Annotated in this window: 27 protein-coding genes, 1 tRNA gene and 1 pseudogene; 23 read left to right on the forward strand and 6 right to left on the reverse strand. The window is 37.3% G+C overall.

Features of this window, described 5'->3' with window-relative positions; all coding sequences use genetic code 11:
• Positions 1 to 164: 164 nt before the first annotated feature.
• Positions 165 to 238 (forward strand) — tRNA-Gly (locus tag M3600_RS06910).
• Positions 239 to 437: 199 nt separating this feature from the next.
• Here the strand turns inward: M3600_RS06910 and M3600_RS06915 are convergent.
• The gene (locus M3600_RS06915) at positions 438 to 1,103 is read right to left on the reverse strand and encodes a B3/B4 domain-containing protein (protein ID WP_237940739.1); all 666 of its coding nucleotides are present in this window, start codon (positions 1,101 to 1,103) and stop codon (positions 438 to 440) included.
• Positions 1,104 to 1,199: 96 nt separating this feature from the next.
• Between M3600_RS06915 and queG the strand changes: the two genes are divergently transcribed.
• From queG to M3600_RS06960, 9 genes are all read left to right on the forward strand, one after another.
• Positions 1,200 to 2,333, forward strand: coding sequence for a tRNA epoxyqueuosine(34) reductase QueG (gene queG, locus M3600_RS06920; RefSeq protein WP_233317386.1), 1,134 nt, complete (start codon positions 1,200 to 1,202; stop codon positions 2,331 to 2,333).
• A gap of 107 nt (positions 2,334 to 2,440) precedes the next feature.
• The gene (locus M3600_RS06925) at positions 2,441 to 3,313 is read left to right on the forward strand and encodes an amidase domain-containing protein (protein ID WP_237940741.1); all 873 of its coding nucleotides are present in this window, start codon (positions 2,441 to 2,443) and stop codon (positions 3,311 to 3,313) included.
• Between the two features lie 74 nt (positions 3,314 to 3,387).
• Positions 3,388 to 3,873, forward strand: a complete 486-nt coding sequence (gene trmL, locus M3600_RS06930) for a tRNA (uridine(34)/cytosine(34)/5-carboxymethylaminomethyluridine(34)-2'-O)-methyltransferase TrmL (protein WP_233317384.1) — start codon at positions 3,388 to 3,390, stop codon at positions 3,871 to 3,873.
• Between the two features lie 130 nt (positions 3,874 to 4,003).
• Positions 4,004 to 4,753, forward strand: a complete 750-nt coding sequence (gene nfsA / locus M3600_RS06935) for an oxygen-insensitive NADPH nitroreductase (protein ID WP_233317383.1) — start codon at positions 4,004 to 4,006, stop codon at positions 4,751 to 4,753.
• Between the two features lie 174 nt (positions 4,754 to 4,927).
• Complete coding sequence (locus tag M3600_RS06940; protein WP_233317382.1) at positions 4,928 to 6,823, forward strand: PrkA family serine protein kinase; 1,896 nt, start codon at positions 4,928 to 4,930, stop codon at positions 6,821 to 6,823.
• 237 nt (positions 6,824 to 7,060) lie between these two features.
• A complete protein-coding gene (yhbH, locus tag M3600_RS06945) occupies positions 7,061 to 8,236 on the forward strand; it encodes a sporulation protein YhbH (protein WP_233317381.1) in 1,176 nt (391 codons plus the stop codon).
• Positions 8,237 to 8,350: 114 nt separating this feature from the next.
• Entirely contained in the window at positions 8,351 to 8,908 is a 558-nt protein-coding gene (locus M3600_RS06950; RefSeq protein WP_233317380.1) for a sigma-70 family RNA polymerase sigma factor, read from the forward strand.
• On the forward strand, positions 8,901 to 10,457 hold the full coding sequence (locus M3600_RS06955) for a hypothetical protein (RefSeq protein WP_251645050.1): 1,557 nt from the start codon (positions 8,901 to 8,903) through the stop codon (positions 10,455 to 10,457). The genes M3600_RS06950 and M3600_RS06955 overlap by 8 nt, the downstream gene beginning before the upstream one ends.
• A gap of 39 nt (positions 10,458 to 10,496) precedes the next feature.
• On the forward strand, positions 10,497 to 10,832 hold the full coding sequence (locus M3600_RS06960; RefSeq protein ID WP_233317378.1) for a GNAT family N-acetyltransferase: 336 nt from the start codon (positions 10,497 to 10,499) through the stop codon (positions 10,830 to 10,832).
• A gap of 58 nt (positions 10,833 to 10,890) precedes the next feature.
• Here the strand turns inward: M3600_RS06960 and M3600_RS06965 are convergent, their stop codons facing one another.
• Positions 10,891 to 11,097 (reverse strand): DUF5348 domain-containing protein, encoded by a 207-nt coding sequence (locus M3600_RS06965; RefSeq protein WP_233317377.1) that lies wholly within the window; start codon positions 11,095 to 11,097, stop codon positions 10,891 to 10,893.
• A 185-nt stretch (positions 11,098 to 11,282) separates the two neighbouring features.
• Here M3600_RS06965 and M3600_RS06970 point away from each other — a divergent pair.
• Positions 11,283 to 11,795: pseudogene (locus M3600_RS06970) on the forward strand (uridine kinase family protein); the annotation flags it as partial.
• Between the two features lie 296 nt (positions 11,796 to 12,091).
• On the opposite strand, the gene M3600_RS06975 reads toward M3600_RS06970, so the two are convergent.
• Positions 12,092 to 12,469, reverse strand: a complete 378-nt coding sequence (locus M3600_RS06975) for a hypothetical protein (RefSeq protein WP_233317375.1) — start codon at positions 12,467 to 12,469, stop codon at positions 12,092 to 12,094.
• A 272-nt stretch (positions 12,470 to 12,741) separates the two neighbouring features.
• Here M3600_RS06975 and M3600_RS06980 point away from each other — a divergent pair, with 272 nt between their 5' ends.
• On the forward strand, positions 12,742 to 13,008 hold the full coding sequence (locus M3600_RS06980) for a DUF896 domain-containing protein (protein WP_233317374.1): 267 nt from the start codon (positions 12,742 to 12,744) through the stop codon (positions 13,006 to 13,008).
• A gap of 62 nt (positions 13,009 to 13,070) precedes the next feature.
• Here M3600_RS06980 and M3600_RS06985 read toward each other — a convergent pair whose 3' ends face one another.
• On the reverse strand, positions 13,071 to 13,685 hold the full coding sequence (locus M3600_RS06985; RefSeq protein ID WP_233317373.1) for a cupin domain-containing protein: 615 nt from the start codon (positions 13,683 to 13,685) through the stop codon (positions 13,071 to 13,073).
• A gap of 316 nt (positions 13,686 to 14,001) precedes the next feature.
• Here M3600_RS06985 and M3600_RS06990 point away from each other — a divergent pair, with 316 nt between their 5' ends.
• The 4 genes from M3600_RS06990 to M3600_RS07005 all read left to right on the forward strand — a co-directional run bounded on the left by M3600_RS06990 (position 14,002) and on the right by M3600_RS07005 (position 15,628).
• Complete coding sequence (locus M3600_RS06990) at positions 14,002 to 14,274, forward strand: CD3324 family protein (protein ID WP_233317372.1); 273 nt, start codon at positions 14,002 to 14,004, stop codon at positions 14,272 to 14,274.
• A gap of 109 nt (positions 14,275 to 14,383) precedes the next feature.
• Positions 14,384 to 15,031, forward strand: coding sequence for a FusB/FusC family EF-G-binding protein (locus tag M3600_RS06995; RefSeq protein WP_251645051.1), 648 nt, complete (start codon positions 14,384 to 14,386; stop codon positions 15,029 to 15,031).
• Positions 15,032 to 15,123: 92 nt separating this feature from the next.
• Positions 15,124 to 15,318, forward strand: a complete 195-nt coding sequence (locus M3600_RS07000; RefSeq protein WP_233317370.1) for a spore coat protein — start codon at positions 15,124 to 15,126, stop codon at positions 15,316 to 15,318.
• A gap of 16 nt (positions 15,319 to 15,334) precedes the next feature.
• Positions 15,335 to 15,628, forward strand: coding sequence for a spore coat protein (locus M3600_RS07005; RefSeq protein WP_233317369.1), 294 nt, complete (start codon positions 15,335 to 15,337; stop codon positions 15,626 to 15,628).
• A 517-nt stretch (positions 15,629 to 16,145) separates the two neighbouring features.
• On the opposite strand, the gene M3600_RS07010 is transcribed toward M3600_RS07005, so the two are convergent.
• On the reverse strand, positions 16,146 to 16,385 hold the full coding sequence (locus M3600_RS07010) for a hypothetical protein (protein WP_233317368.1): 240 nt from the start codon (positions 16,383 to 16,385) through the stop codon (positions 16,146 to 16,148).
• A gap of 153 nt (positions 16,386 to 16,538) precedes the next feature.
• Between M3600_RS07010 and M3600_RS07015 the strand changes: the two genes are divergently transcribed.
• The 5 genes from M3600_RS07015 to M3600_RS07035 all read left to right on the forward strand — a co-directional run bounded on the left by M3600_RS07015 (position 16,539) and on the right by M3600_RS07035 (position 20,066).
• Positions 16,539 to 17,126, forward strand: coding sequence for a hypothetical protein (locus M3600_RS07015; protein WP_251645053.1), 588 nt, complete (start codon positions 16,539 to 16,541; stop codon positions 17,124 to 17,126).
• 155 nt (positions 17,127 to 17,281) lie between these two features.
• Positions 17,282 to 17,677, forward strand: a complete 396-nt coding sequence (locus M3600_RS07020; RefSeq protein ID WP_233317366.1) for a YbaN family protein — start codon at positions 17,282 to 17,284, stop codon at positions 17,675 to 17,677.
• A 103-nt stretch (positions 17,678 to 17,780) separates the two neighbouring features.
• Positions 17,781 to 18,257, forward strand: a complete 477-nt coding sequence (locus M3600_RS07025; protein WP_237940750.1) for a VOC family protein — start codon at positions 17,781 to 17,783, stop codon at positions 18,255 to 18,257.
• Between the two features lie 70 nt (positions 18,258 to 18,327).
• Positions 18,328 to 19,239: a phosphotransferase gene (locus M3600_RS07030; RefSeq protein WP_251645055.1), complete on the forward strand. Its 912-nt coding sequence runs from the start codon at positions 18,328 to 18,330 to the stop codon at positions 19,237 to 19,239.
• Positions 19,240 to 19,619: 380 nt separating this feature from the next.
• Positions 19,620 to 20,066, forward strand: coding sequence for a DUF6376 family protein (locus M3600_RS07035; RefSeq protein ID WP_251645057.1), 447 nt, complete (start codon positions 19,620 to 19,622; stop codon positions 20,064 to 20,066).
• A gap of 107 nt (positions 20,067 to 20,173) precedes the next feature.
• On the opposite strand, the gene M3600_RS07040 is transcribed toward M3600_RS07035, so the two are convergent.
• Positions 20,174 to 20,557 (reverse strand): helix-turn-helix domain-containing protein, encoded by a 384-nt coding sequence (locus M3600_RS07040; RefSeq protein WP_233317362.1) that lies wholly within the window; start codon positions 20,555 to 20,557, stop codon positions 20,174 to 20,176.
• A gap of 173 nt (positions 20,558 to 20,730) precedes the next feature.
• Between M3600_RS07040 and M3600_RS07045 the strand changes: the two genes are divergently transcribed.
• Both M3600_RS07045 and proC read left to right on the forward strand, forming a co-directional pair.
• Positions 20,731 to 20,958, forward strand: a complete 228-nt coding sequence (locus tag M3600_RS07045; protein WP_233317361.1) for a helix-turn-helix transcriptional regulator — start codon at positions 20,731 to 20,733, stop codon at positions 20,956 to 20,958.
• 233 nt (positions 20,959 to 21,191) lie between these two features.
• Positions 21,192 to 22,004, forward strand: a complete 813-nt coding sequence (gene proC / locus M3600_RS07050; protein ID WP_233317360.1) for a pyrroline-5-carboxylate reductase — start codon at positions 21,192 to 21,194, stop codon at positions 22,002 to 22,004.
• Positions 22,005 to 22,231: the final 227 nt, after the last annotated feature.

A 22,231-nucleotide genomic window follows, 5' to 3' on the forward strand; every position in this document is an offset into this window, starting at 1 on the left:
TCATACTATAGTAAAAAGTTAGTCCTGATGAGTTAAATATTACGCATGAATGTAATCTTCGTAAAAAAAATGTCGAAAAGTGGTTGATTTTTTAAAACTGCAGTTATATAATAAAAAACGTGTTAAAAATAAGTTGTCTTTTTGTAAAGCAGCTTGTTAAAAATGCGGGTGTAGTTTAATGGTAAAACCTCAGCCTTCCAAGCTGATGTCGTGGGTTCGATTCCCATCACCCGCTCCATACATAGTCACAACGCAGTGTTTCGTTTCAAAGAAGAACGAAGCATTGCGTTTTTTCATTTTGGGGAGCTTTTTATTTTCCTGTGGATAACTCTCTGATTTATTTTAACTGTGGATAACTTTTTGTTTTTACAGATAAACTTTATGGTTAAACTGCAAAAGAGGTATGCACAAGGACTTTCCTTGAACATACCCCACTATTATTCTACAATTTTAAATTGTGCCTGCCCTCCGTGAACTTGGACAAACATATCCATTAAGGAAGCAACCATACGCTCGGCTGTTTCCTTCGGGGTGGAGGCTTGAAGATAAACGAACTGGACAGCGTCTTTTGTATCGAAAGTCACTGGAGCTCTGTTTGAATCGACAAACGGGCTGCCGAAGGGACCTGCATCATCTGCGCTGATAATTAAGTTATCAAGAGAATTGGCTCTGCCGTTTAGACCTGTATACTGTTCACTTTCTTTTCCAATTCTAAAGGTAATATCGCCGGATAGCTTCGATAGGTCATAAATGCCAATCGGCACTCCATATTGAAGGGAAAAGAAATTGTTTAAATCGATGCTGCTGTTGATAGGCTGCAAATAATTCTGTTTATGTACCCGTCTGAATAGTGCTTCAGCAGAATGTCGGTAGCGGTTCGGATCTTTCCCGGCAGTTTTAAAGATTTGGCGCCATTCCTGAACGGACGGAATATCCTGGACTTTTTTCTCTAACAGATCAAAGTAGATGGATTCTTGGAAAAGCTGCAAGCGGCCCTTTACCATTTGCGGTGATTCACCGACTTCAATCTGGTTATAGAAAATAGCGCCAATTTTGAAACCAGCTATGAGGGAAGAGAGTTCTCTGTCAATTGAAATATCCAATAATAAGTACCTCCAATAAATAAAGTCTATATGTTATGCTATTATTTTAGCGATAAATGAGTAAAAAAACCAATGAAGAAGAAAGGAGGGAGCAGTATGGACTACGATCAACTGAAGCAGGATATCATTAATTACAGCAAAACAATTGGAATTGATAAAATCGGCTTCACTACTGCAAGTACCTTTGAAGAAATGAGAATCAGATTGATAAGGCAGCAGGAGCTCAATTTTCAATCAGGCTTTGAGGAGAAGGATATCGAAAAAAGAGTGAATCCCTCCCTCCTTTTAGATCAGCCAAAATCAATTATTTCCATTGCTTTAGCATACCCTTCCAAAATGAAGGAGCGTGTCTCCAGCAAAAAAGGAGCAAGACGAGGAATATTCTGCCGTGCTTCGTGGGGAACAGACTACCATGTTGTTTTGCGGGACAGGCTTTCTAAGCTGGAAAAATATATTATGGACAGAGTTCCTGATGCATTATGCAAATCAATGGTGGATACAGGGGAGCTTGTTGACCGGGCTGTCGCTCAGCGTGCAGGAGTCGGCTGGTCAGCGAAAAACTGTGCTATTATTACTCCTGAGTTCGGTTCGTACGTATATTTAGGCGAAATGATTACTAATCTGCCTTTCACGCCAGATACGCCAATGGAAGACCAATGCGGTGAGTGCAATAAATGCATCGATGCATGTCCAACAGGTGCGCTTATTCAAGGCGGGCAGCTGAATGCCCAGCGCTGTATTGCTTTCCAAACACAGACGAAAGGGTTTTTGGCCGAAGAGTTTCGGGAGAAGCTAGGCAATAGAATTTATGGATGTGACACATGCCAGACGATTTGTCCAAAAAACAAAGGCATGGATTTTCATAATCATATCGAGATGGAGCCAGATCCTGAAATTGCCAAGCCGCTCCTTGTGCCGCTGCTGACTATCAGCAATAAGGAATTTAAGGAGAAGTATGGACATATATCCGGCTCTTGGAGAGGTAAAAAGCCAATTCAGCGCAATGCGCTTATCGCACTTGCCCATTTCAAGGAAGATAGTGCAGTTCCAGATATTATCGGTGTAATGAAAAATGACCCGAGACCTGTCATAAGAGGAACTGCAGCATGGGCGCTTGGGAAAATTGGCGGTGATGAATCACGTCAGGCTTTAACGACATTGAGCAATAAGGAAACAGACCCTGAAGTGCTGCAAGAAATGCAGGATGCACTTGCGCGGCTGTCATCATAAAGCAAAAGGAGTGACTCATTTTAGTCCTCCTTTTTTATTTACTGCATTTTTCAGGCAAGGTATTGCATCCTTTTTCATAAGTATAAGCATGGAAAGGAGTGTATAACTTGAGAACTCAGTTGCTAGAGTTAATGGAGAAAAGAATGCAGCAGTGCGTTGCTGATGCCAGGGGTTCTGTTTTGGATGAAAAGATGGAAAGAAAGACGAGGCTTTTTGATAAGCGCAAGGCTGAAATTGTTAATGTGAAGGCTCGTGGAAATATTTTAACTATTGAAAAGCAGGAAGAAACAGAGGAAGTGGACTATCTGGTACATTTTCAATACTTTATTAAACAAAAAGATCATTTCTATGTAGAGGAAGAAATCGAAAACAGGAAAGGGATCTTTTATAAAGGAATATTAATAGAAGATAAAGAAATAATCGCACCAATTCAAGCGGATGAAGCAAAGCTTTTAACAAATGAGCAAGAAGAGCGTGAAGGAACATGGAGATATACGTATGACAGGCTGAAAGCAGTCCAGTATGCAGAAAAATGGTGGAACAGCTATAATCCTGCTTATCATAAATTTGAGGTGGATTGCACCAATTATATATCACAATGTGTTCATGCAGGGGGAGCGCCAATGAGGGGCTATCCGAACAGAGGCAGCGGCTGGTGGATGCAGAACAACAGCTGGAGCTACAGCTGGTCTGTCGCAAATGCTTTTCCACGGTTTCTCGAATCATCCAAGCAAGGTCTTCGGGCGAAGGTCGTTAGTGATGCGTCTGAACTAAAGCTTGGTGATGTTATTTGCTATGACTTTGAAGGTGATGGTAAATATAACCACACGACAATCGTTACAGGGAAAGACAGTAATGGAGAACCGCTAGTTAATGCCCATACGTATAACAGCAGAATGAGATATTGGGGTTATGAGGATTCAACAGCATATACGCCAAATATAAAATACCGTTTTTTCTCGATTGTCGACGGACAATAAAGAAAGCAAAATCATTATTTTTTTGCCGGCAAGGTGTATAATAAACAATGAACTAATTGACAGAGGTGACAAGATTGGCTTTACATATTGTATTATATCAACCACAAATTCCATCTAATACCGGCAATATTGCAAGAACTTGCGCAGGAACAGATACAGTGCTTCATCTTATCAGGCCATTAGGGTTCTCGACAGATGACAAGATGCTGAAGAGGGCAGGCTTAGATTACTGGCAACATGTCGATATCCGTTACTATGATTCCATCGAGATTTTCTTTGAGGAAAATAAAGGCGGGGAATTTTTCTATTTAACGAAGTTCGGAACGAAGCCTCACTCTTCCTTCGATTACAGTGACAAGGACAAAGATTATTATTTCATCTTCGGCAGAGAAACAACAGGCTTGCCGAAGGATATCATCGAAAATAATAAAGACAGAGCATTGCGGATTCCAATGACTGACAATATCCGCTCCTTGAATTTATCGAACACAGCAGCAATCCTTGTGTATGAAGCGCTACGTCAGCAGGATTATCGTGATTTAAATAAGAAATATGAGTAATATTTGAGGGATAAGCCTTATGGTTTATCCCTTTTTTTATGGGCAGGCTAAGAGCAGATTATTATTAGATGTAGGTTTCTTTTATTATAATGAATATAGACGAAAATACAAAAAGATGGAGATGTATAGGATGAATAATGTTATTGAAACGATGCTGAACCATCGTTCTGTAAGAAAATTCAAGGATGAAGAATTAACAAAAGAACAAATTACAACGATTGTAGAAGCAGCTCAAAGTGCTTCAACATCAAGCTTCATTCAAGCATACAGCATTATCGGCATAACAGATAAGGAAAAAAAGAAAAAGCTTGCCGAGCTTGCTGGAAATCAGAGCTATGTTGCTGAGAACGGTCATGTATTCGTGTTCTGCGCCGATCTTCACAGACATAGTGTGGCTGCAGAAATGGAAGGAAAGGATGTATCAACTTCCCTTGAAAGCACAGAGAAATTTATGGTCAGCCTAATTGATGCAGCCCTTGCTGCCCAAAACGCAGCGCTTGCAGCAGAATCAATGGGACTTGGTATTTGCTACATTGGGGGAATTCGCAATCAATTGCCAGAAGTGGTTGAGCTGTTAAAAACACCAGACAGAGTGCTGCCATTATTCGCGATTGTCGCAGGTTACCCAGATCAGCATACAGATATAAAACCAAGAGTACCTTTCCATCATGTATATCATGAAAATGAGTATGAACAAGACTTGGACAAATACAAACAAGAGCTGGTGGAATACAACGACATCATTTCAGCTTATTATAAAGAAAGAACAAACAATGAAAGAAGCGATACATGGACTGCCCAAATGATAGGCATGCTAGATAAAAAATCCCGCCTGTACATGAAGGAATTCGTGGAAGGTAAAAAATTTGATTTGAAATAAAGATAAAAAAGGAATTCTTAGCCCGAGAATTCCTTTTTTTACGGGCATTTCTTCCCGTTAATATATGAGTCAAAGCTAGGCTTTAAAAACAAACCTTTCTTTTTAAGCATGTTCATTCTCCTGCCTGCATAGATTATATTAATCGTCTCTGATAAAGTGACAGGGGAGGTCCATATGAGTATATTAAAAAAAATCGAGATGTATAGACAGGAAGAAGACTTGCTTAAGTGGGAAGGAACATTTGCTGAGTATTTGGAGATCTTAAAGGAAAAGCCATGGGTAGCTCAATCAGCGCATTCACGTGTATACAATATGATCAAGGACGCTGGCATTGATGAAGTAAATGGGAAAAAGGAATATAAATTTTTCTCGAATCAGCTATTTGGTTTAGAGGATTCATTAGAAAGCTTAGTAGAAGAGTATTTCCATCCTGCGGCAAAACGTCTAGATGTCCGAAAACGGATTTTGCTGCTTATGGGGCCAGTCAGCGGCGGTAAATCAACACTTGTAACCATGCTGAAAAGAGGATTAGAAGAATATACGTACACAGACAGGGGAGCTGTATATGCAATTAAAGGCTGCCCAATGCATGAAGACCCTCTTCATATGATTCCGCATAATTTACGCAAAGACTTTTATGACGAATATGGAGTTCGCATTGAGGGGAATTTATCTCCATTGAATTTGATGAGACTGCAAGAAGAATATAATGGAAGAATTGAAGATGTTTTAGTAGAACGGGTTTTCTTCTCTGAAGATAAACGTACTGGTATCGGTACATTTAGCCCGTCTGACCCGAAATCTCAGGATATCGCTGATTTGACAGGCAGCATTGATTTTTCCACAATTGCCGAATATGGATCTGAATCTGATCCGCGCGCCTATCGCTTTGATGGAGAATTGAACAAAGCGAACAGAGGGATGATGGAGTTCCAGGAAATGCTTAAATGTGATGAGAAATTCCTATGGCATTTGCTTTCTTTAACACAAGAAGGAAATTTCAAAGCAGGCCGTTTTGCCCTTATTTCAGCTGATGAGCTGATTGTGGCACATACGAATGAAACGGAATACCGTTCCTTTATTGCCAACAAGAAAAATGAAGCATTGCATTCACGTATCATTGTAATGCCAGTGCCATATAACTTGAAGGCGTCTGAGGAAGAAAGAATTTACGAAAAAATGATTAGAGAAAGTGATGTTTCAGATGTCCATATTGCTCCACATACATTAAAAATCGCGGCAATCTTCACGATATTGACTCGCTTGAAGGAACCGAAGAAAGGCGATATTGATCTTGTAAAGAAAATGCGCCTGTATGATGGTGAAAGTGTGGAGGGCTTCAGCTCCGCAGACATTAAAGAATTGAAAAATGAATACGGCGATGAAGGCATGAGCGGGATTGATCCACGATATGTAATCAACCGGATTTCATCAACAATCATTCGCAAGGACATCACAACGATCAATGCTTTAGATGTGCTTCGTTCCTTGAAGGACGGCTTGGATCAGCATTCATCAATCACGAATGAATTGCGTGAAAAGTATTTGAACTGCATCTCCCTTGCCCGCAAGGAATATGATGAAATCGCGAAAAAAGAAGTACAAAAGGCGTTTGTTTACTCTTATGAGGAATCAGCTAAAACGCTTATGGATAATTACTTGGATAATGTGGAGGCATATTGCAACAAGAATAAACTTCGCGATCCGCTTACAGGGGAAGAAATCAATCCTGATGAAAAACTAATGCGTTCAATTGAGGAACAAATCGGGATCTCTGAAAATGCGAAAAAATCATTCCGTGAAGAAATTCTTATCCGCATTTCTGCATATGCCCGCAAAGGGAAAAGATTTGACTATAATTCTCATGACCGTTTGAGAGAAGCAATTCAAAAGAAATTATTTGCTGACTTGAAGGATGTCGTTAAAATTACGACTTCCACTAAAACACCTGATGAGCAGCAGCTGAAAAAAGTGAATGAAGTTATTGCACGCCTGATTGATGAGCATGGCTACAATTCTACATCTGCTAATGATTTGCTGCGCTATGTCGGAAGTCTATTAAATCGCTGATGATGATGAAGGAGAAGGAACGGGCAATGGACTTGTCTGTTCCTTCTTTTATCCATATAGAAAAAAGTTATATTGTCATTCGACCAAATTAGCGAATTATCTAAATTATTAGTAAATTATTTAAGCGTCATGCATAGGATAGAGTAATCACTAATTTTTTGGAAGATGGTGCCCGAATTAGTTTATGCATGAAACAGAAAATGGTGCTGAAAAAATTTATTTTTAGGAGGGGTAAGGATGACAAAACATGAAAATAATCACCAGTTTGTAATTTCCCAAGAAGATTGGTCCCTCCATCGTAAAGGCCATGACGACCAGCAAAGACACCAGGAAAAAGTGCAGGAGGCTATCAAAAATAATCTGCCCGACTTAATTACGGAAGAAAACATCGTGATGTCTAATGGAAGAGAAGTAGTGAAAATACCAATACGTTCTTTAGATGAATATAAAATCCGCTATAATTATGATAAAAATAAACATGTTGGGCAAGGAAACGGAGACAGCCAAGTTGGCGATGTTGTGGCTCGCGATGGAAATGGCGGCCAAAAGGGACCTGGCAAAGGCCAAGGAGCCGGCGATCAGGCAGGAGAAGATTACTTTGAAGCTGAAGTGTCCTTAATGGAGCTTGAGGAAGCACTCTTTAAGCAATTAGAGCTGCCTAACCTAAAGCGAAAAGAGCAGGATCAGATTGTTGTCGAAAACATTGAATTTAACGATATTAGGAAAACAGGGCTGATGGGGAATATTGATAAAAAACGGACGATGATGTCTGCCTTTAAACGGAATGCAATGAACAACAAGCCAGGCTTTTATCCAATATACCCTGAAGACTTAAAGTTTAAGACATGGAATGAAGTTACAAAGCCAGAATCAAAGGCAGTTGTCCTTGCAATGATGGATACGAGCGGCTCGATGGGACTTTGGGAAAAATATATGGCGAGAAGCTTTTTCTTCTGGATGACAAGATTTCTCCGCACAAAATATGAGACGGTGGAAATTGAATTTATCGCCCATCATACAGAAGCAAAAGTTGTAACAGAAGAGGACTTCTTCTCTAAAGGAGAAAGCGGTGGTACTATTTGTTCTTCTGTATACAGGAAGGCCCTTGAATTGATTAATGATAAGTATGATCCAGGCAGATTTAACATTTATCCATTCCACTTCTCAGACGGCGACAACCTCACATCCGACAATGCCCGCTGTGTCAAGCTTGTCGAAGAATTGATGGAAGTCTCCAATATGTTTGGATATGGAGAGGTGAATCAATACAATCGCCACAGCACGTTGATGTCCGCCTACAAAAATATCTCAAACGAGAAGTTTCGTCATTACTTGCTGCGACAAAAGGCAGATGTCTTCAATGCGATGACGAGCTTTTTCCGCAAAGAAGAATCTGGAAAGATGTATGCGTAATGGATTAACACAGCTCTTTTTGAGAGCTGTGTTTTTTGCTGTAAATGTAGCAGAAATAAAAAATCTGCAACCATACCTTTTCAGCATCGTCTAAAGTTTGAAAGGGTGTAAAGAATGTTAGAGAAAAATAATAAAGATAATCTGGATGGGAAACATTCCAGCAGGGGGGAAATAATCGAGTGGTTAATGAACGAATATGGTCAAAGTGTCGTTAGGTTAGCATTCACCTTTGTGAAAAAGCAACAAATCGCTGAGGATATCGCACAGGAGGTATTCATTAAATGCTATCAGAACCTGGATACTTTTCGAAAGGAATCTTCCTATAAAACTTGGATTTATCGTATTACAGTGAATTTATGCAAGGACCGGTTACGAAGTTGGAGTTTTAGAAACATAGTGTTAACAGAACTGCTTTCAAAAAGCTCGATCACTAATCATACTCCAGAATCAGAAATACTGCATGTGGAAAACAGGCAGGAATTATCAACGAAGGTATTATCACTGCCAATTAAGTACCGTGAAGTTATTATTCTATATTATTATGAAGAGTTTTCCTACAATCAAATATCAGAATTGCTTGGTATTAGCATACAGACAATAAAATCGCGATTACATAGGGGACGGCTTTCTTTAAAGAAAATGATAGGTGAAGGAGGAAAAATCGATGGATAAAATGTTAAAGGATTTAAAAGAAACGATGGATAACACAGTCTTGAAAGAATTAGACTTTACAGAAATAAATAAGTCTAAAGTAAGGAAAAAAATCTCCAACGCTAACTTTGCAAAAGCAAAAAATACGAGGAGTCTATATCCGCGAATTTTGAGTCTTAGTTTTACTTGCATTTTTCTAATAGGTTTAAGTTATTTTATGATACATACACTTAACCAAAGGGAAGAACCTATATCCAGCCACAGTGATAAAAATAATGTTGGTAAAAATAATTCCATTATTACTCCTCCTCATCAAGATGAAAATTATGAAGATATGAAAAAAGAAGATATATTAAGTAAACTTTTAAATACAGTAGATAATTTTCAAACGGCTTCCGGTGCATATGAGATGTTTGATAGATATTATGACGGTTCAACTAGTAACAATAACGTGGAATATAAGTTTAGTCTAAAAGAAGAAATTGGTGGATATGAAAAAATATTTAATATTCCTGATGAGTTTATAACAGATGATCCAATTACAACGAACGAAATCTTTTTTAATGACGAGGCCATTTGGAATATAGATAATGATCGGAACACATACAGTACAAGTAATTATGAAGTGACACCAAAGAGGGAGACAGTTGAGCCGAAAGATGTATTTTCGATTCCAATAAATAAGCTATATGATTCTGAAGAGAAATTTAGAGAAATTCCAGCAATAGGAGATGTATCTCTGTTTCCATACGAGATGGCAGCGGAATATTTAAGATCTAGTAATGTTTGGGAAATTGAGAGGCAAAATGAAGAGCTGCTTGGTCATAATACGATTGTTTTGCATGGAGAAATAAATGAGGCTAATAAAAATATTATGCAGCCAGATAAAAAGAGCTTTCGTTTTTGGGTGGATAAAGATACAGGAATCTTAGTAATGTATGAATTTTACGATGAAGAAGGACAATTGATCAGTTATCTTCATCCGAAAGAATTATCAGTAAATGTAACAATTGATGCAAAAGAGTTTATACCTAAGTTAGAAAATTATAATTCTATGCAACATTATTCGGATATTCAATATGAGGACCCTAAAGAAAAAGATATTAGTATTGTAGAGAGTGCTGATACCAATGTGGAAGAGGTTGAGTCCGTTTTAGTCACTTTGCGGTCAGAGGTGCCTTTTCTGTATGAATTTACGAGTTCAGATGTAAAGATTTTCTCAGCAAGTTTGGAAAGATATAAAGAATTTAATCAAGCGTATTTAACTTACAGTTATAAAAAAGTAGGAAATGACCTTGGCTCTGGATCGCAAGTGCTATATGTAAGAGCATATCCTGAAGAATCAGTTGTAAGTTCATTAAATGATTTTAATACAGAGAAGGGCAATAAAATCGATTCGTTTACTTTGAACGAGATTAAATGGGAAGTGTATGAAATTAAAGATTCTAAAGAGGCGCATTTTATAGGCGTGTCGGGAGATTATGAATACGAAATGATCACTCAGGATGTTTCTGTTGCGGATGCAAAGCTTTTACTGAAAACTTTCAAAAAGAGTGCACCAAATGAATAGATGATTTAAAAAGCTAATAAGACTTGGAGGATAATAGAGTTGGATATCGAAATAAAGACCTTTACGGAAAGAAAAATCAAACCGATTGATGTTTTGAGCCTGTATAACGAAACAGGCTGGCTGCAAGGAAGACTGGATTTAGATATGGAAGAGATATTACACAAAGTGCCATCAGTTGGTGCTTGGAAGGGTGATACGCTTATTGGCTACGCTAGAGCAGTCTCAGATGGGCATTATAAAGCATATATTGAGGATGTAGTTATACATCGTTTATATATGAAGAAAAGTATTGGGATCAAGTTGGTTTCAAAACTATTGGACGAGCTTTCATGCAATCAGTTTATCTTGCGAAAAAGATTAACTGCCTTTTTATAAATAAACGGTTTTAAACTAGGCACCTAATACTAGTGCCTAGTTTTTTTTAAAACACAAATTAAACTACATTAGGATATTTAGCCATTAACCCTTGCAAAGCAATATCTGGATAACCGACTAAATAATAGTCCTCATGATTATGATGAACAGTTGTTTTTACCCATTGGTTTTGAATGAAAGCTTCAATGTCGTCATCTGTTGTGAAATATTCTCCATTAGGAAGTGCGTATCTGCCTTGTTCATTCTTCGATAATTCTGCATACATAAATATCACATCCTTTTTGCTATCAGCATTAACAATTTATTCGCTTCATAAACTAACAGTAACGGCGGGTTATTAACATGATGAAAAGTGGTGATACAGTGATTTTTTATACTAAAAACGGTGAATTCAACAAATATAGACAGCTGCTAACGATAATTGATTCTACACCAAGAAAACAATCCACAATGTTAATAGGAATAGACGGTTGTGGAGGATCAGGAAAAACTACCTTTGCAAACTTGATGAAGGAAGCTTGTTCGTCTGTAACAGTTGTACATATGGATGATTTTTATTTACCATCCTCACAAATAATCAAAGCACAACCTGCTAATAAGCCAATTGGTGCCGACTTTGATTGGAAACGTGTATTAATTAATATCCTTATACCTGTTAGTCGAAACATAGAAGGAGCTTATCAACGATACGACTGGGAGACAGATAGTTTGGCAGAGTGGCATAACGTGCCCGTCGGTGGCATTGTCATCATAGAGGGAATTTATTCCATTCGCAAGGAACTAGCCAATATATATGATTTAACTATCTGGGTTGATTGTCCCCGTGAAATCAGGTTAAGACGAGGACTTAATAGAGATGGTGAAGAGGCTAGACAGTTATGGGAGAATAATTGGATGGTTGCAGAAGATTTATATGTTAAGCACCATCAGCCGATGGAAAGAGCGGATATTGTGGTTAAGGGTTTTAAGTATATAACAGTAATGCAGACAAGCATGCTAACGCTATGTAAATATTGCAAAAGAACCTTAGTGAAAAATCACCAAGGTCTTTTTTGCTATGAAAGGCTATTACTTCTGTTTGCCTGTTTTAGCTGCTTCTGTATTCGGAACAGACTGTGGAGAATGGGAATTTGCAGTACCTCCATTTGGCGGCCCATATGTATGAGCTTTATCAGTGATTTTAGCACCTTCAGAGAAATCATCCTTTGTTTTCATTTCTTTCACCTCCGTTTTTATTATGTGATTTCCTCCTTAGATTATTAATTGGATTTATATTCCGCATGATAAGAGTTTGCTCCTGCGTGAACTGATAATAAGGTGTCAGCATAACCCACCAGCCTGTTGATTACTTCGTCTGCGATTGCATACACAAGTGGGTGAAGCTCATTGTTAAAGAGTTTATCATCATCAAAAATAATAGTTGTATTAATAAATATTTCTTTATTTCCGTATAAGTTATAATGAATAATGGCTTTTCCTGCAGCTCCGCCAGTATTAGGATCAGCATAGTTTTTCATAAATAAATACCATTCTTCAGCAGTAGCAGAGCGGAAGTTTTTCGTGAACTTTAAGGAGTCTAGTTCCTCCTCTATTTCTTTTTTCAAGTGCAGGTCTACGACCGTATTTTCTTCTTTCATTTATAATCCCCCTTCTTACAGACCTTCAAAATGTTTCCCCTCATAGTTTGATCATTAACTTTCGACTTTAGTATGGATGGTTTGTACAAAGGGAGTCATAATTTAATTGAAGGAATATATTGACAAAACATTATTTGTATTATAAGATTATCTTGAATTCGAGATAATATAAAAATGTAACCAAATAAGAATACTTTATTTTTTGTATTTTATCTTGAATTCAAGATAAATGTTAAACTAACATTAATACATCAAATCTGGAGGTTAAAAAAATGCGAGAAACTTTGAATAGAATAAATGAATTAGCTAAAATCTCTAAAACAAGGAATTTAACACAAGAAGAAACAAACGAACGCCAAGGACTTATTAATGAATACATTAAAACGTTTCGTGGCTCTATGGACAGCATTCTTTTAAATACAACGATTATAGATCCATTAGGAAATGATGTAACACCAGAAAAATTAAAAGAAGTGCAAGCACAAAACAAAGTGGCAATCAGTAATGAGCAGACAATTGGCAGAATATATTCAAACTAAAGTAAACAGCTGCCAGCAGGCAGCTGTTTTATTAATGGTATCTATATTAACATTTTTTTAGTTTATAATTTTACATTCTTGCCGCTAATATTGATAACAATTTCTTCTTGTTTTTGTTTGGTTCTCTCCAGTTTAGGTGGGCCAATTTCAACAGCCTCTTTAATAGGACTTAAAACATCTTCTATTTTTTCAGCATTAACTCCATAGGATAGTTCATAAACCTCTGGCGGGGTAAGCCGTAACATATTTGATCCTAATGCTGTTTCAAATTGGTCATTGTTAAAGAAGAGATGCATATGCAAATTTTCAGAAGCTGCAGTAATCCAATGCCACCAGCCCATTGGAATAAACACAACCTGACCTGGTTTAGCATTATAGGTATGGAGTTTATTAGTATCTGGATCAACAATGGAAATTTGTGCTTCACCAGAAATGATAACATCCAGCTCCCAAGCATTTGGATGCCAATGTGGTTCGCGAATATTTCCCTTTGAAAGATAAACATCTGCAAAAGCACCGCCAACCATAGCAGGCAGCTGGGTGGAAGTTACTTTATAAATAATATTATCTTGGTTTTTTTCGTACTCCACATTATTTTTTGAATCAAAAAAGAGATTAGGAGTTCCGCTTGTTTTCTTAATATTTGTATTATCAGGGACAAGTCCTGACTTTCCCATTTCTACTACCTCCTCTGCAAAAAAAGGCTACTGTAAAGATATGTGCAGTGAAGATAAATGGTGATTGTCCGAATTAAAAAAACAGAAACAAACCAAACGCCTATTGAAATCCGTTATAATAAGGTTTAAAGGGAGGTGCTTACATATGGATAATCATAAAAAATTATCTAGTACTTCATCCACTCATGCAAAGCCTGTTATTGGGAAGGCGATTCTTTGCATGGGGCGAAACATTTAATTATATCGCTTAACACGCTTTTCTAATATTATGGCTTTGCACCTTATTTTTTCAATATCAATAAGGGGTGGAGCACAAATGAAATATACGAATGCGAACAAAGTTTTACCTGAAAAGCTTCTCTTAGAGATCCAAAAATATGTTCAGGGGGAAACATTATATATACCTAAACAGGAAACTGAGTATCAAAAATGGGGAAGTTCAAGCGGAGGAAGGCAACATTTTGACCGCCGCAATGCTGAAATAAAAAACTCGTTTAGGAATGGCAGCAGTATTGCTCAACTGGCCGAGGCATATTATCTTTCCACTGAAACGATTAAGAAAATTGTTTACTCAAATAAACGGCACTGATGATTTTCATCAGTGTTTTTTTATGTAACAAATGCTTCTAAGTTATTCTTTCCATTTTAGAATTCTGCTTTTTTCTATAAAATAAACAAAAGAAATGGAGTGAACATAAATGGAACCGTTTATTAATAATGAACAGCTGAACTTTATAAAAAACCAGGTTGCTTTAATTAATGACAGTATGAAAAAAAATGTCCCAGCAAAGGTTTTAGCTGCTGTAGTTGATGTAGCCAACAGCAAAATTCACAGCCTTTTTCCGAGTGCTTCATTAGAACAACAAAGCATGCTTAATCTTTCCAAATTAAAGACAGACAAAGAGTTTGACCGATATATTGAGCAGCTTTCAGCCTGCTTATTAGCATTTCCAACTGTGCAAGAGCAGGAGCTGAAAAAAATGTTTCCAAAGCAGAAAAAGTTAAAGCTGCCTGATTTATCTAAAATAGACTATAGCCGACTAACATATTTAAGCTGGAATGATTTACGATCGAATAAAAAATTTATTGTTTATGAGTTAGATGGAAAGCTGGTCGGTATAGAAGGAAGATTTATACCAACTAATAAAAAAAATCTTTGCTCCTTTTGTAATTGTTTTGGGGAGATTTCCTACTTCTCTACTATCACTAAAGCCAAAAAATCTAAAAATCCAGATTACTACAAGGCTATTGGTAATTTTGTTTGCACAGACAGCATGGTTTGCAATCAAAAAATCACAAGTACCGAATACTTGACCACTTTCCTTCACGAATCGTTAAGAGCATAAAACAGTAAATATATTTATGGGAAAATAGTTTATGCTCAGCTCCTTCCGGTTATATCAAATATATAAGACAGGATGAGGGAGGAGGAGTAAACATGGCTTCAGAAAAATTAGCAGTACATGAAACGCTAGAATTACATGAAGTGCTTACTTTGAAACAAAGCTGTCTCGTGAAATCTTATGCATTGCAATCCCTTGTGGAGGATGACACCTTAAAAATGATTTTGAGCAATGATGTGTCCAGTTCTGAGAAAGCAATTAAGGAGCTGCAAGCTATCTTATCAAAATAAAGGGAAGGTGATTAGAATGGGTATAGTTGATAAATTAAAAACTGCAGGAAAAATGCGTGATGAATTGATTGCAACAGAGCTGCTGGTTTCAGCTAAATCAACTGTCAGAACGTATGCCGTGGCCTTAACAGAAACTGCTTCGCCGGAAGTACGGGAAGTATTAAAAAAGCAGCTAGATGAAGCAATTGATAACCATGCGAAGATTGCCAATTATATGATGAAAAATGGTATGTATTATGCCCATGATGTAAATAAACAGCTTGAGCATGATAAAGAAAAAATAGAAAAATCACTGGAACTAGTGAATTAAAAATATGGAAAGACCCATGACTGCATTGGAGCAGACATGGGTCTTTTTAATTGTTTAAATTGATTGCTGTATATGGATAAATGTAGAAATATGTCGAAGATTATATCTATCCTAAAAATATCAAGAGGGACCGAGCTGTCGTCCAAAATGAAATCATAAGTTCCTTCAGGCAGTTCCTCGCCAACCATATAGTGTATAAATCCTATCTCCCTTTGAGAGTTTAATTGGAACTTCTATTCCTGCCTTTGTTTTTTGGTCCCACTGTATTGATTCAATCGGTTCACCGTCTGCATTGCGAATATCTAACAAGATTGATGTAGAGAATAATCAGAGAGAGGATACTCCTGTTACATTAAAAAAGGTAGATGAAGAATCTACCAATTGAAGCTGAATTTTAAAGCCTCTGATGACGAAAATCATCAGAGGCCTTTTTAAATGGAGTATTATTCATATTGTAAAATCCTTTATTTCTCTTTAGAAACTCACTTCACATGGAGAAGTAAGGTCTATTACTTCTTTACTGTAACCAAAAAGAAACAAGGACAAAAACAAGCATAGCTGCTAGAAAGGAGCCGAGCAAATAGCCAGCATACCGAACAGGCTTTGGAAACGTGCTTACATCATAATCTTTCACAGGAAAACGATCACCAGTAGCTCTCTGTGCTTCCTTTAATTCATAAGGAACAAATATCTCATCGTTATTAACAGTATTAATATAGTTTGTTTCATCCATTTGTGTCTCATGGATTTGTTTCATCTTATTGCCTCCATTCTAAATAAGGAAATGGAAATAACTGTGCCTTAATTGTGACAGAAAATCTATATTATAGCAATTATCTTCCTTCTAAGGGTGTATTTAGGTGGAGATTGGGGATGTTAATGACAAAAAGTATAATTGCAGGTGGTATAGATGAAGCTTGAGCAACAGCAGATGGTTGATAAAATGAGGGAAATGACAAACAAGGCGGATGCATTTCATACAGAGTACTGGAGTAAGTTCGCTGATTTTCAGGATTGGCATTTTTGGCTGAATATTGTCTTTTTAGTAGGACCGCTTATTGTATTGCTCATATGGCTTGATCGGCAATGGATTTTTCAAATTTTATTTTTTGGTTTTGCGATACATGCTATGATGAACTATTTAGATTCTATTGCAGTTGTAAAGGGCCTCGTGACTCACCCTTATCCGCTGATGCCATTGATGAATATTAACTTGTCTATCAACACTTCCTTTATTCCCGTCACATTTATGCTGACATATCAATATTGTATAAACAGAAAGAAAAATTTGTATATTGGCGGATTATTCGCAAGCATTGGGACAGGCATTGTGCTTGGTGGCTTTGCTCAGGCAATTGATTATCTTCAGATGTATAAGTGGATGAATATTTGGTTTGTATTTGTATTTGATTATTTACAGTTTGTCACAGCTGTATTGCTGGTAAAGTTTTTTCAGTACTTGCGTGATAAAAAGAAAAAGGAAAGCTACCGCTTTTGAATTTCCTTATTTATCCACATAAATGTGAAATTTTCGTATACATTAAAAAAGAACAGTTAAGACAAGGCTATGCCTGCACTATAATAAGGGTATAGAGGTAGAAAGCTGTCTTGCATAATTCTGTAAGCTATTTGAAAGGAGTTAAAGAGAAGAAATTGAAGCAATTATATAAATGGATTTATATTGTATTAGGTACCGTTTTTTTAGGGATTGGCCTTGTCGGCATCTTTCTCCCTTTACTTCCGACAACTCCATTTCTGCTGTTGACTTCCTTTTTCTATACACGAAGCTCAGAACGGCTTAACGCCTATTTCCGCTCAACAAGATTTTATGAGGAATATGTAAAAGGGTTTAAAAAAGGTGAGTTGACGAAGAAACAAAAAATAAAAATACTGGTCACCTGCTATATCTGTATTGGGATAAGTGCTTATTTCGCTCCGCATATGTATATGCGCATTATTCTCGGCTGCATTGCAATTGTCCAATTAATCTCTATGTTCATTATTAAAACTAAGACAGTTGAACCGAAGGATATCATCATAAAAAAATAGATGTTAAGAGCTGAGAAGAGTAAGATTCCAGCTCTTTTTTGTTTTAACAATAATCGTATGGGAATAAATAGAAATAAATACTTGTAAAAAAGGGGAGATAATAATGGCTGTAATTACCCATATCGGCCTAGCTGTAACAGATTTAGATAAAGCGATTGATTGGTATGAAAAGGTTCTAAATTTTAAGCTGATTGCCGGTCCGTATTCCTTTCAGCAGGAGAAAGAGGATGCTTATAATATGACAAATGACTTGCTCGGAAACCATATAAAAAAAATGCGCAATGCTCATTTAATAGGAGAAAACCAAGTTGGGATAGAACTGTTTGAGTTCCAGGTGCCGAAAACAATAAAAAGGGAAAGAGATATTCAGGAAGCTGGCTTTTTTCACCTTTGTATTATTGCTGATAATGTAAAGGAAAAGGCTGCTGAAATACAAAAGAGCGGCGGAAAGATCAGGAGCAGTATGTGGAATACTTGGGCAGGCAAGCCGTATTATTTAGTTTATTGTGAAGATCCATTTGGGAATATTATTGAACTTTATTCCTATAGTACGGAATTGATGTATGGTAACAAAGATTAGATATTTAGTGGATTATACAATAAACTAATAGTACAAGAATTTCTAAGGCGATATCTTTTGAGGTGAAAAAATGGGGAATATTTGGGCTCCTGAGGTTGTGGTTGAAAAAGAGCTGGCAATTGCTTTAATTAATAAACAGTTTCCTGAGTTATCTATCCAAAGCATTAAGGAAATAGGTGAAGGCTTCGACAATACGATATATGCAGTGAATGACATATATGTCTTTCGATTTCCACGCAGGGAAATCGCGGGAGAGCTAATGGAAACAGAGGCTGTCCTGCTGCCAAAAATACAGCAATTTTTGCCGATAAAAATACCAGTGCCGGTTTTTTTCGGACAAAAGTCGCAAGACTACAGATGGTCCTTCTTAGGTTACAGCTATCTTGAGGGCAAAATGCCGCATAAATTAACACAGGAAAACCGAACTAAGCTCATCGGGCCACTAGCAGCGTTTTTAAAGGCACTACATTCTATTTCTATCAAGGATTTAAAGGGAGTGCCAGTTCCATATGATAAACTGGGCCGTCTGGACATAGGGAAACGGAAAGCTGGAATGATGGAAAAACTCGAGGCTTTGTGTCTGCTTGATAACAGTCAAGTTTTTGAAAAGGCGAGAGACTATTGCCAAGGAATAGAGCATATTGAAGTCCCATGTGAGCATGTGCTAGTGCATGGTGATCTACATTTAGGTAATATGCTTGTAAACGAAGGTAAGGAGCTGACAGCCATTATCGATTGGGGCGATGTCCATATTGGCCACAGGGCAGTTGACTTAGCGATTGTTTACAGTCTTATACCAGCAGAAGAAAGGGAGGCTTTTTATGCTGTCTATGGCAAAACAGACAGTGTCACATTGGAGCTTGCCAGATTTAAGGCTGTGTATACACTTGTGTTACTGCTCGCATATGCTTTAGATAAGAAGGAACTATTATTATATGAAGAAGCAAAAACAAGCCTTGCTATCGCATTGAGCTCATCCTAAAACCTTTCCTTATTTGACTGGTAACGCAGAAATATTATATAATTAAGCTAATAATTGAATGAAAGTAACCTTTTGTCAAAAGGGGAGTAACTGTACAATAAAGTCGTCAATACAGGTCAGCAGACCTCGGCTTTATTGGCAACATATGTTGTTTGTGAGACCTTTGCCATTTATTTGGTGAGGTCTTTTTGCTGTGCCTTTTTAACTGCTCCAAACAAAACGATGGTTAGGGAAGGAGGCGGGTCTGCATGTCGACGCTAAAAAAACTTATGAAAAATTATCTCCAAAAAGAAGGGGTGAAAATTCTTAAGAAAAAAGGCTTACCTTTGTTAAAGAAAGAATGGGAAAAAAGAAAAGGAAAAAAATAAGGAGTGATTTTTATGAAAAAATTATTGCTGGCTCTCCCGATCATGCTGTTGGTAGCAGCAGGATGCTCACCAGTGGAAGAGACGAAAAATACTATTAATTATGTTAATGAAGCAACAGAGTATGCTAATGAAGCAGCGGCGTTCGCAGAAGACCTTCCGGCTAAGGCACAGGAAGCAGTTACAAATCCGGAAACAGTTGAACAGCTGGAAAGCACATTAACTGATTTTGAAAAACAAATCAGTGAGTTCAATCAAGTGGAAGTGCCGCAAGTGATGGAAGATTTGCATGGACAAATTAGTGAGCAAAATGAAAAAATCCAAACTCAAATTGAAGAATATACAAAAGCAATTGAAGATGGTACCTTCCAGGCAGACTTCCTTCAGAATAGCGAGTTGCTAAACTCGCTGCAGGATATACAAAATATTTATGAAAATATCCAAAAGCTTGGTAATGAATAAAATGAAAGAGGTGCAGTCGAGCGACTGCACCTCTTCTTCTTTTTTGTTAGAGAGAAAAGGATAAATATTTTGAGGGATAAAGAGGGAACTCCAACTTCTTCTGAGGGCTATTGTTTTTTTTCTTCCTGCATAAACGACCAAAAGCGGTATAGTTGGCCGGCCACTTTTGCTGGTTCTTCCTGAAGTGCTTTATGGAGGGCAGGGTGTCTTTGAATGGCGGTAATTATATTATAATCTTCTACAGCTACTGCCAAGCGGTTATCGCTGCCGTATCGCGAAGCTGTTTCCATAACGGCAGATCTTCCTAGAAGGTAATCTGTGCTGACATCAAAAAAATCAGCGAGTTTTTGGAGTGTCTCTGTGTCTGGTTTGCGATTGCCGGTCTCGTATCCAGAAATGGACACTTTTGTCACGTTCATTGCATCCCCTAAAGTTTGCTGTGATATATTAGCCGATTTTCTTAAAGCTCTTAATCTTTCAGAAAAACTCAAATTATTCTCCCCTCCATTTCCATATGATGGTTCTATTATAAGTTAACTTATTGCTAACAGTAAATGTTCAAAAATAAGTTAACTAAAAAGATAGTAAAAGATTGAAGTTAACCTTAGGTTTACGTATAATAGAGATAAAGATAACGGTTTCGACTAAGAAAGAGGTGAGAGGGTTGACTAGACTTAAATTGCGGTATGTTAGAAAGGAGCATGGCTATACTTATCAGCAAATGGCCAGCAAACTAGGCATCACGAAGTCCTACTATTGGCAAATAGAGAATGGCAAAAGAGGTTTATCGTATGAGAATGCGATAAGAATAGCTAAAATATTTCATAGAAAACCAGATGACATATTTCTTCCAGAGAACAATCATGTAAGCCGTCTAGCAAGTGATGACTAAAGCTTATGACAGGTTAGTAGACTTTCTTTGGTGGAAATATGTTTTTTTTATTTATCGAGCTCGTTTATTTTATTATTGCATGAATCTGTGCATTTTTGAACCATTTACTTGCATAATATCATCATTAAATAGCCACCTTTCCTCTTCTTATCACAATTTTCCGAATGGGATTGATTTTCTCTCTTTACTGTGTAAAAGTATAGAGTATAAATAGAGGAGGACGGTTCGTAAACATGAATAATAAGAAGATTAGTTTCATTGGCAGCGGCAAAATGGCGCAGGCTATTTTTGGCGGTATGCTAAAGTCAGGATTTACAAGACATGAGGATTTAATTGCAAGTGCAAAAACGGCTGCTACGTCGGAAATGATATCTAAACAATATGAGATCAAAACAACAATTGATAATAAGATTGCAGCATCGTATGGAGATATTGTCGTTCTTGCGGTGAAGCCATATTTATATACAGAGGTATTACAGGAAATCAAGGAATCTATACAGGAGAATGCTATCATCGTGACGATTGCAGCTGGTGTTGATCTTGCTTATATGGAAGAGCAATTATCAAGTGAAAGCAAGATTATTAGAACAATGCCAAACACACCATCTCTTGTAGGAGAAGGAATGAGTGTTGTTTGCCCGAATGGCAATGTCACGGAAGAAGAAGTACAGTATATTGTTGACTTGTTCTCTTCCTTCGGCAAGGTAGAGGTAATGGAGGAGCGCTTGATGGATGCTATTCCAGCTATTAGCGGTTCATCGCCAGCATATGCCTTCCTTTTTATTGAAGCATTGGCAGACGGCGGTGTCAGAAGCGGAATTCCGCGAGATACATCCTACAAGCTCGCGGCCCAGGCTTTATTAGGGGCTGCAAAAATGGTGCTGGAAACAGGCAAGCATCCTGGCATCTTGAAAGATGAGGTATGCACACCTGGGGGAACAACCATTGAAGCGATAGCTACGCTAGAGCAAATGCAGTTCAGGGGAGCAGTTATGGCTGCAATGGACAGATGCACCGAAAAAAATAAAGAATTGCAGAAAAAATAAATGTCAGGTCGTTCGGAATAGGTAATATGTTGTTCTTCTGGACGAACATTTAATTAGAAATGCCAAGGTGTTGAGTCTTTACTAACTTCTTGGCATTTTTTTGTATAAAAAATAGGTCATTATTCCTTAATATTTTCCATATTTCAGCCTTTAAAGTTAGAATCTCATTCTGTATAATAAACATTAATCATTATCAACAATACCAATATTACTAGCTTATTTATGAA

The organism is Niallia sp. MER 6 (genome assembly GCF_023714395.1).
In the GTDB taxonomy this organism is placed as follows: Bacteria; Bacillota; Bacilli; order Bacillales; family Cytobacillaceae; genus Niallia.

Bases quoted from the DNA above. Each gene is read 5' to 3' on its own strand.
- M3600_RS06940 (WP_233317382.1), top strand. From the start codon at position 4,928: ATGAGTATATTAAAAAAAATCGAGATGTATAGACAGGAAGAAGACTTG.
- M3600_RS07025 (WP_237940750.1), top strand. From the start codon at position 17,781: ATGGCTGTAATTACCCATATCGGCCTAGCTGTAACAGATTTAGATAAA.
- M3600_RS07030 (WP_251645055.1), top strand. From the start codon at position 18,328: ATGGGGAATATTTGGGCTCCTGAGGTTGTGGTTGAAAAAGAGCTGGCA.
- M3600_RS07010 (WP_233317368.1), bottom strand. From the start codon at position 16,385: ATGAAACAAATCCATGAGACACAAATGGATGAAACAAACTATATTAAT.
- M3600_RS07000 (WP_233317370.1), top strand. From the start codon at position 15,124: ATGGCTTCAGAAAAATTAGCAGTACATGAAACGCTAGAATTACATGAA.
- M3600_RS07015 (WP_251645053.1), top strand. From the start codon at position 16,539: ATGAAGCTTGAGCAACAGCAGATGGTTGATAAAATGAGGGAAATGACA.
- M3600_RS06990 (WP_233317372.1), top strand. From the start codon at position 14,002: ATGAAATATACGAATGCGAACAAAGTTTTACCTGAAAAGCTTCTCTTA.
- M3600_RS06980 (WP_233317374.1), top strand. From the start codon at position 12,742: ATGCGAGAAACTTTGAATAGAATAAATGAATTAGCTAAAATCTCTAAA.
- M3600_RS06985 (WP_233317373.1), bottom strand. From the start codon at position 13,685: ATGGGAAAGTCAGGACTTGTCCCTGATAATACAAATATTAAGAAAACA.
- M3600_RS06950 (WP_233317380.1), top strand. From the start codon at position 8,351: ATGTTAGAGAAAAATAATAAAGATAATCTGGATGGGAAACATTCCAGC.
- proC (WP_233317360.1), top strand. From the start codon at position 21,192: ATGAATAATAAGAAGATTAGTTTCATTGGCAGCGGCAAAATGGCGCAG.
- M3600_RS06965 (WP_233317377.1), bottom strand. From the start codon at position 11,097: ATGTATGCAGAATTATCGAAGAATGAACAAGGCAGATACGCACTTCCT.
- queG (WP_233317386.1), top strand. From the start codon at position 1,200: ATGGACTACGATCAACTGAAGCAGGATATCATTAATTACAGCAAAACA.
- M3600_RS06955 (WP_251645050.1), top strand. From the start codon at position 8,901: ATGGATAAAATGTTAAAGGATTTAAAAGAAACGATGGATAACACAGTC.
- M3600_RS06995 (WP_251645051.1), top strand. From the start codon at position 14,384: ATGGAACCGTTTATTAATAATGAACAGCTGAACTTTATAAAAAACCAG.
- M3600_RS07035 (WP_251645057.1), top strand. From the start codon at position 19,620: ATGAAAAAATTATTGCTGGCTCTCCCGATCATGCTGTTGGTAGCAGCA.
- M3600_RS07005 (WP_233317369.1), top strand. From the start codon at position 15,335: ATGGGTATAGTTGATAAATTAAAAACTGCAGGAAAAATGCGTGATGAA.
- nfsA (WP_233317383.1), top strand. From the start codon at position 4,004: ATGAATAATGTTATTGAAACGATGCTGAACCATCGTTCTGTAAGAAAA.
- yhbH (WP_233317381.1), top strand. From the start codon at position 7,061: ATGACAAAACATGAAAATAATCACCAGTTTGTAATTTCCCAAGAAGAT.
- M3600_RS06975 (WP_233317375.1), bottom strand. From the start codon at position 12,469: ATGAAAGAAGAAAATACGGTCGTAGACCTGCACTTGAAAAAAGAAATA.